This window comes from Hydrogenophaga sp., from assembly GCF_026125825.1.
GTDB lineage: Bacteria > Pseudomonadota > Gammaproteobacteria > Burkholderiales > Burkholderiaceae_C > Hydrogenophaga.
On sequence record NZ_JAHCKK010000226.1, the window covers coordinates 1 to 1,208 of the forward strand.

1 protein-coding gene is annotated in these 1,208 nt (G+C 64.7%); it reads left to right on the plus strand.

The genetic code is table 11. The features are described 5' to 3' along the window. Positions 1-1,015, plus strand: a 1,015-nt coding sequence (gene groEL / locus KIT86_RS25150) for a chaperonin GroEL (RefSeq protein WP_297403482.1), incomplete at its 5' end; no start/stop codon positions are given. Positions 1,016-1,208: the final 193 nt, after the last annotated feature.

Below are 1,208 nucleotides of genomic sequence, written 5' to 3' on the forward strand. Positions count from 1 at the left end.
ATCGGCGCTGTTGGACAACCCGTTCGTGCTGCTGTACGACAAGAAGGTTTCCAACATCCGTGACCTGCTGCCCACGCTGGAGCAAGTCGCCAAGGCTGGCCGTCCGCTGCTGATCATTGCCGAAGACGTCGAAGGCGAAGCCCTGGCGACCCTGGTGGTCAACACCATCCGCGGCATTCTGAAGGTCGTGGCCGTGAAGGCCCCTGGTTTTGGCGACCGCCGCAAGGCCATGCTGGAAGACATCGCCATCCTGACGGGCGGCAAGGTCATCGCTGAAGAAGTGGGCCTGACGCTCGAGAAGGTGACCCTGGCCGACCTGGGCCAAGCCAAGCGCGTGGAAATCGGCAAGGAAAACACCACCATCATCGACGGTGCTGGCGCTGCCGCTGACATCGAAGCCCGCGTCAAGCAAGTGCGCGTGCAGATCGAAGAAGCCACCAGCGACTACGACCGCGAGAAGCTGCAAGAGCGCGTGGCCAAGCTGGCCGGCGGTGTGGCCGTCATCAAGGTCGGTGCCGCCACCGAAGTCGAGATGAAGGAAAAGAAGGCCCGCGTGGAAGACGCCCTGCACGCCACCCGCGCTGCCGTGGAAGAAGGCATCGTGGCCGGTGGTGGCGTGGCCTTGCTGCGCGCCCGCCAAGCCGCTGGTGTCATCAAGGGTGACAACGCTGACCAGGACGCTGGCATCAAGCTGGTGCTCAAGGCCATCGAAGCGCCTCTGCGCGAGATCGTGGCCAACGCCGGTGGCGAGCCGTCGGTGGTGGTCAACGCCATCCTGGCCGGCAAGGGCAACTACGGCTTCAACGCCGCCAACGACACCTACGGCGACATGATCGAGATGGGCATTCTGGACCCGACGAAGGTGACCCGCACCGCGCTGCAGAATGCCGCTTCGGTGTCGAGCCTGATGCTGACGACGGAAGCCATGGTGGCCGAGTCCCCGAAGGACGACGCACCGGCCATGCCGGGTGGCGGCATGGGTGGCATGGGCGACATGGGCGGCATGGGCATGTAAGTGCTCCTTGCCTGAGGGCGCAGGGCGCCGTTGCAGGCTGCCGTGGCGATGCCACTGTCAGCGCGTCTGCGCCAAGCCCTGCCCCCTCATGCACCGTCGGAATGCCTCTGGCCCTCCGACAAAAGCCCCAAAAACAAAAGCCCCGCGAGCCATCGCGGGGCTTTTGTTTTTGGGCTGGGCCGTCTTACTTCAT